This is a genomic window from Glutamicibacter sp. AGC46 (assembly GCF_053543715.1).
Window position 1 is genome coordinate 124,695 of the sequence record NZ_JBLVOJ010000024.1, and the last position, 6,166, is coordinate 130,860.

At 61.8% G+C, this 6,166-nt stretch carries 6 protein-coding genes; 4 read left to right on the forward strand and 2 right to left on the reverse strand.

Going from position 1 to position 6,166, the window contains the following annotated elements; translation table 11 throughout:
• Positions 1–74: 74 nt before the first annotated feature.
• On the reverse strand, positions 75–749 hold the full coding sequence (locus ACNPM8_RS12605; RefSeq protein ID WP_102598037.1) for a response regulator: 675 nt from the start codon (positions 747–749) through the stop codon (positions 75–77).
• A 10-nt stretch (positions 750–759) separates the two neighbouring features.
• A complete protein-coding gene (locus ACNPM8_RS12610) occupies positions 760–2,370 on the reverse strand; it encodes a sensor histidine kinase (protein ID WP_448940109.1) in 1,611 nt (536 codons plus the stop codon).
• Between the two features lie 229 nt (positions 2,371–2,599).
• Between ACNPM8_RS12610 and ACNPM8_RS12615 the strand changes: the two genes are divergently transcribed.
• Genes ACNPM8_RS12615 through ACNPM8_RS12630 form a run of 4 tightly spaced genes read left to right on the forward strand, consistent with a single transcriptional unit; the run spans position 2,600 to position 6,119 of the window.
• A complete protein-coding gene (locus ACNPM8_RS12615; RefSeq protein WP_105661846.1) occupies positions 2,600–3,613 on the forward strand; it encodes a Bug family tripartite tricarboxylate transporter substrate binding protein in 1,014 nt (337 codons plus the stop codon).
• Positions 3,610–4,113, forward strand: coding sequence for a tripartite tricarboxylate transporter TctB family protein (locus ACNPM8_RS12620; RefSeq protein ID WP_105658222.1), 504 nt, complete (start codon positions 3,610–3,612; stop codon positions 4,111–4,113). Before ACNPM8_RS12615 ends, ACNPM8_RS12620 begins: the two co-directional genes overlap by 4 nt.
• Before the next feature lie 21 nt (positions 4,114–4,134).
• On the forward strand, positions 4,135–5,721 hold the full coding sequence (locus tag ACNPM8_RS12625; RefSeq protein ID WP_286134293.1) for a tripartite tricarboxylate transporter permease: 1,587 nt from the start codon (positions 4,135–4,137) through the stop codon (positions 5,719–5,721).
• A complete protein-coding gene (locus ACNPM8_RS12630; RefSeq protein ID WP_105658224.1) occupies positions 5,718–6,119 on the forward strand; it encodes a universal stress protein in 402 nt (133 codons plus the stop codon). Before ACNPM8_RS12625 ends, ACNPM8_RS12630 begins: the two co-directional genes overlap by 4 nt.
• Positions 6,120–6,166: the final 47 nt, after the last annotated feature.

A 6,166-nucleotide genomic window follows, 5' to 3' on the forward strand; every position in this document is an offset into this window, starting at 1 on the left:
AACCGCGCACTGTGGTTGCGTGCTTTTGGACGCAGCCACAGTGCTTCCTGATCTGCAAAACCCAAGTTCCCGGGCTAGCCCCTCCATGAGTAGCGGCGTTCGGGCCTTCCGACTCCCCCGTAGCGCAGGTTCACCTGAGCCAGGTTTTCCTCTGCCAGGTATTCCAGATACCGGCGAGCGCTCACCCGGGACGTGCCCAGCTTCTGCGCGGTTTCGGTGGCCGATATGGGTTCGGCAGCTTCCTTGACGATGCTCTCAACCAGTTCCATGGTTTCGGCGCTGCAGCCTTTGGGAAGAGGCCGGCGCTTTTGTCCGCCGAGCCCGAAGAGCATGTTCACATCGGCCTGCTGCAATTCCTGGTCCGCTGCTTCGCCCAGCGGCTGGTAGGCCTTTGCGTAGTGCTCCAGCCGTTCGCGCAGGTCATCCCGCGAGAAGGGCTTCATCAGATAGTGGACGATGCCGCCACGAAGCGCGCGGCGCACGGTATCCATTTCCCGCGCCGCGCTGATCACCAGGACATCGAGCTCCGGCTGGACTTCGCGCAGGCGCTGCAAGAGGTCCAGGCCGTTCATGTCCGGCAAATGGATATCGAGCAAGATGAGATCCGGCGAGAGCGCGCCGGCGGCCTTGATCGCGTCACCGGCGGAGTGCGCCACGCCGACCACGGTGAACCCCGGTTCGCTGTTGACGAATCCAGCGTGCACCTTGGCGACCATGAAGTCATCGTCGATCACCAGTACTTTGATCACTTCTTGCTTCCTACTTCCTGAGCGTGGCGGTAAACCGGGCGCCTTGGGCATTGGCCGCGGCCAGCTCTCCACCGCGGCGGCGGCAAACCAGGCGGCTGATGGCAAGGCCGAAGCCCCTGCCGCCGGAGACCGCGCTGTCCTTGGTGGAGAAACCTTGGGTGAAGATCTCGTCCATGGCATCTTCCGCGATGCCTTCTCCATTGTCCCTCACGGTGATTCGCACCAGCTCGCTGGTTTCCTCGATCCCGACCTGGATTTCCGGATTGGCAGCCGCAGCGGCCGCATCCATCGCGTTATCGACGAGATTGCCGATCACGGTGGTCAGATCCCGCGCCAGCTGGTCCTCGCACCTGCCCAAGGTTGAGCTAGGCGCCATCTTCAGGTGCACCCCTCGCTCGGCGGCCACGCTGGACTTGGCAATCAGCAACGCGGCAATCGTGGGTTCGGCGATGCACGCGGAGACGTCCTCGAAGATCTTGCTCCGGCTGAAGCTCACGCCATCGATGAAGCCCACGACCTCGTCGTATTCCCCGAGCTGGATCAACCCGGAAATTGCGTGCAGCTGGTTGGCGAATTCATGGGTCTGCGCCCTGAGCATGTCGGCGGTGGCCTTGCTGTCTCCGAGTTCTTGTTCCAGCAGGGTCAGTTCGGTCTTGTCGCGGAAGGTGGTGACCGATCCCAAATCCCGCCTGGCGGTCTTGACCGGCATCCGGTTGAAGACCAAAACCCGCTCGCCGACAAGGAATTGCCGGTCGGGCAGCTCTTGGCTGGTGGTCAGTGCATGGCGCACCTGCGGAACAACATCCAATTCGTCCAGGGTCCTGCCCACGCAGTAGCTGGGAAGCTGGAGCAGCTCGATGGCGACATCATTGGCCAGCATCACCCGGCTATCCGGCGACACCGAGATGATTCCCTCTTTGACTCCGTGCAGCAGGGCTTCGCGATGCTCGAAAAGCTCTGCAATTTCCCGCGGTTCAAGACCACGGGTCTGGTGCTTGACCCGGCGGGCCAGCAAGACTGAGCCGGTGGTGCCCAGCAGCAGGGAAATGACCAGGGTGAACAAGGCGTTGGGAGCGATCTCCTGGATCATCTCGCCGGTGCTGGGATAGCTTTGGCCGGCGCTGACGATGCCGACCATCTTCCCCTCGTCGTCCAGCACCGGAACCTGCGCAATCAATACGTGGTTGCCATTGCGCCAGATTTCCCCGGTCCATCCGCGGCCTTCGGTGACGGCGGATTCAGGGTGCAGTATCGAGGTTCCGACTTCATCCGGATAGCTGGAGGTGACGACCGTTCCCCGGGGATCGGCAATGGTCACGAATTGGAGACCCGAGGTGCTGCGCACCGATTCGCCCATGGCAGGCAACGCCGAACCCATTTCCGGCTCCGCCTCGGGCAGGAGAACGCGCAGCAGGGGGTTTGCAGCCAGCGATTCGGCGGCCGAGAGGCTGCGGCGCCCCTCGATTTTTTCGAAGTTATTGGTGGCCTGGGTCAGCGATACCGTGATGACCCCGGCCAGCACCACCGCGATAATGAGCAATTGCAGTATCAGGTACTGCCCAGCAAGGGTCAGCTTGCGGCGCGTGTACAGATTAGCGAGCCAGAAACGCACGGCACCCATTGCCTCGCCCCCAATATTCCAGAAATCCACGTCGCACCCGGCAAGTCCTTGCTGGCACCTGCATCCGGGCACTTTGCTACCTTACCGAAGATTCGAATGGTTCAGATCACAATTTCCGGTTACACAATGAACAGTATTTTCTTTGAGTACGCAAGAGTGACCCGGCTCACGATGGCACGTAAGTTGGTATCACTCGCAACCCCGATGAAAGCAAAGAGGCTGAATCCCCATGAAACCGTTCAAGTCGTTCCGTGCGCTGAGCGCGCTGGCAGCTGCCGCTGCACTGGCCCTGACCGCCACTGGCTGCGGCGTGACATCAGAGTCTTCCAGCACTGACGCCGCAGAGTCCAAGGGCCCCATCGCGAACCTCCGCATCATGGTGCCAAACACCCCAGGCGGCGGCTACGACACCACTGCCCGTGTTGCCGCCAAGGTCATGGATGACGCATCGCTGGCCAGCAACCCGGAAGTCTTCAACCTTGCCGGTGCCGGCGGCACCGTCGGCTTGGCCCGCATTGTCAATGAGAAGGGCAATGGCGATCTGGCCATGCTCATGGGCCTGGGCGTGGTGGGTGCAAGCTACACCAACGAAACCGACTCCAAGCTGACCGATACCACCCCGATTGCCAAGCTCATCGAAGAGCCCGGAGCGATCATGGTTTCCAAGGATTCTCCGTACAAGAGCATTGACGACTTGGTCAAGGCCTGGAAGGACGACCCAAGCAAGCTCTCGGTCGGCGGCGGCTCCTCCCCTGGCGGCCCGGACCATCTGCTGCCAATGCAGCTGGCCGAAGCCGTGGGCATTGATCCCAAGGACGTGAACTTCGTATCGTACGATGGCGGCGGCGACTTGCTGCCGGCCATCCTGGGCAACAAGCTGGCCTTCGCTGCCTCCGGTGCCGGCGAGTACATGCAGCAGATCGAAGAGGGCTCTGTTCGCGTACTGGCCACCAGCGGCGAAGAGCGCCTGGAAGGCGTAGATGCCCCGACCCTGAAGGAATCGGATATTGATCTGGTGTTCTCCAACTGGCGCGGTCTGGTGGCTCCACCTGAGATTTCCGAAGAGGACAAGGCCAAGTGGGTCAACCTGGTCACCGAAATGCATGATTCGGCCGAGTGGAAGGAAGCTCTGGCGACCAACGGCTGGAGCGACGCCTTCATGACCGGCGACGAATTCTCCGCCTTCCTCACCGACCAGGACGAGCGCGTTGCCAGCGTCCTGAAGACCCTGGGCCTGGCGTGAGCGAAGTAGCCACCGCAAAGAAGAAACGCGTCGAACTCCTGTTCGCCGCGTTTCTTCTTATCGTCGGAATCATCGTGTTTGTTGACGCGTCGCAGCTTCATGTGACGTACTCCCAGGCAGACGTTGTAGGTCCCAAGGCCCTGCCCTACGTCGTCTCGGGCATTCTCATTCTTTCGTCCATTGCCTTGGCCATCACCGTCATGCGTGGCAACCTTGCTGCGGGCGAAGAAGGCGAAGACGTGGACCTGAGCCAGCCTTCGGATTGGAAGGTCCTGCTCCCGCTGATCGGCATCTTCGTGCTGAACCTGCTGATCGTGAATTGGGCTGGCTGGGTCATTTCGGGAACCATCATGTTCTTCGGCGCGGCTACCTGCCTGGGTGCGCGGCGCTGGGTATTGACCTTGGTTATTTCACTTGCCTTGGCGCTTGGTTCGTTCTACGGCTTCTATCTGGGCCTGGGCATCAAGCTTCCGGCCGGAATCCTCTCGGGGGTGCTCTAATTGGAAACTCTGGACTTATTGATGGGCGGCTTCGCCGCGGCGCTGACCCCGATTAACCTGCTCTTCGCTTTCGCCGGTGTCATCCTGGGAACCGCTGTAGGAGTGCTCCCGGGCATCGGCCCGGCCATGGCTGTGGCACTGCTGCTGCCATTGACCTTCGGTATGGAAACTTCCAGCGCACTGATCATGTTCGCCGGCATCTACTACGGCGGGATGTATGGCGGGTCAACCACCTCGATCCTGCTCAACACCCCGGGGGAATCGGCAACAGTCATCACAGCCATCGAAGGCCACAAGATGGCCAAGGCCGGCCGTGCGGCACAGGCCTTGGCCACCGCGGCCATTGGATCCTTCGTTGCAGGAACCATCGGTACCGCGCTGCTGGTGACCGTCGCCCCGATCGTCGTGAAGTTCGCGGTGAGCCTTGGCGCACCGAGCTACTTCGCCATCATGGTCCTCGCTTTGGTAACTGTCACCGCAGTCTTGGGCTCTTCCAAGATCCGCGGGTTCGCTTCCCTGGGCTTGGGCTTGGCCATTGGCTTGGTCGGCATGGACCCGGTCTCCGGGCAGCAGCGACTGACTTTCGGCTTCGCGCCCCTGGTGGACGGCATGGACATCGTGGTGGTCGCCGTGGCGATCTTCGCCATTGGCGAGGCGCTGTGGATTGCCGCGCACTTGCGCACCAGCCCGGCCCGCACCATTCCGGTGGGTGCCCCGTGGATGGGCAAGGAAGATTGGAAGCGTTCGTGGAAGCCCTGGCTTCGCGGTACCGCCTTTGGGTTCCCCTTCGGCGCGCTGCCTGCCGGCGGTGCCGAAGTTCCGACCTTCCTGTCCTACGTCACGGAAAAGAAGCTGTCCAAGCATCCTGAGGAGTTCGGCCACGGCGCCATTGAGGGCGTTGCCGGCCCGGAGGCCGCGAACAATGCCTCTGCCGCTGGCACCCTGACTCCAATGCTCGCCTTGGGCTTGCCCACCAATGCCACCGCTGCGGTGATGCTGGCGTTCTTGACCATGAAGGGCATCCAGCCCGGTCCGCTGCTCTTCGAGAATGAACCAGACCTGGTGTGGGCCCTGATTGCCAGCTTGTTCATTGGCAACACGTTGCTGCTGCTGATCAACCTGCCGTTAGCGCCGCTGTGGGCGAAGCTGCTGAAGATCCCGCGCCCCTACCTGTACGCAGGCATCTTGTTCTTCGCAACGCTGGGCGCCTTCTCGGTGAACATGCAGGTAGCTGATCTCTGGCTGCTGCTGCTGATCGGTTTGCTGGGCTTTGCCTTGCGCCGCTTCGGCCTGCCAGTGCTTCCGCTGATCCTTGGTGTCATCATCGGCCCCATGGCCGAAGAACAGCTGCGCAAGACCTTCCAGCTTTCTGCTGGTGAAGTCTCAGGTCTCTGGAGCGAGCCGCTGGCCGTGGGCATCTACGTGCTCATCGCCGTCCTGCTCCTGCTGCCAGTGCTGATCTCCGTTATTCGGCGCAAACGCGGGACAGCGTCTGCCGCCGCCGAGGCCCTGCTGGGCGACGATGCAGCTGGCGGCCCCGAGCCGGAACAGGCGAAGCCTGGCCACGGAAATGAGAACAGCAAGGCTGCTGAAAGGAATGAATCATGACGATCGTAGTGGGCTATATTCCCTCGCCAGAAGGCGAAGCCGCCTTGGAACGAGCCATTCTCGAAGCCAGGCGCAGCGAGGTGCGATTGATCGTAGTGAACTCTTCGAAGGGCGATCAGCTCGTTGACGACAGGCTCATTGACGCGAAGCAGTACCACGAGCTGGAAGCCCGCCTTTCTGATGCCGGCATCGATTTCTGGATTGAGCGCCACACCCAGGGTGCCGATGCGGCAGACCAGATCCTGCATATAGCCCAGGCCCAACGAGCCGAGCTGATCGTGATCGGCCTGCGCAAGCGGACGGCAATGGGCAAGTTCCTCATGGGGAGCAACGCGCAAAGGATTCTGCTCCAGGCCTCCTGCCCGGTGCTGTCGCTCAAAGCGTCCAGCGACTGGTAGTCCCGCACGCTGTTCGCACAACAACGGCCGATGGCCCGCACCACTGG

Coding starts and splice junctions, on each gene's coding strand:
- ACNPM8_RS12630 (WP_105658224.1), top strand. CDS start 5,718: ATGACGATCGTAGTGGGCTATATTCCCTCGCCAGAAGGCGAAGCCGCC.
- ACNPM8_RS12625 (WP_286134293.1), top strand. CDS start 4,135: ATGGGCGGCTTCGCCGCGGCGCTGACCCCGATTAACCTGCTCTTCGCT.
- ACNPM8_RS12615 (WP_105661846.1), top strand. CDS start 2,600: ATGAAACCGTTCAAGTCGTTCCGTGCGCTGAGCGCGCTGGCAGCTGCC.
- ACNPM8_RS12610 (WP_448940109.1), bottom strand. CDS start 2,370: ATGGGTGCCGTGCGTTTCTGGCTCGCTAATCTGTACACGCGCCGCAAG.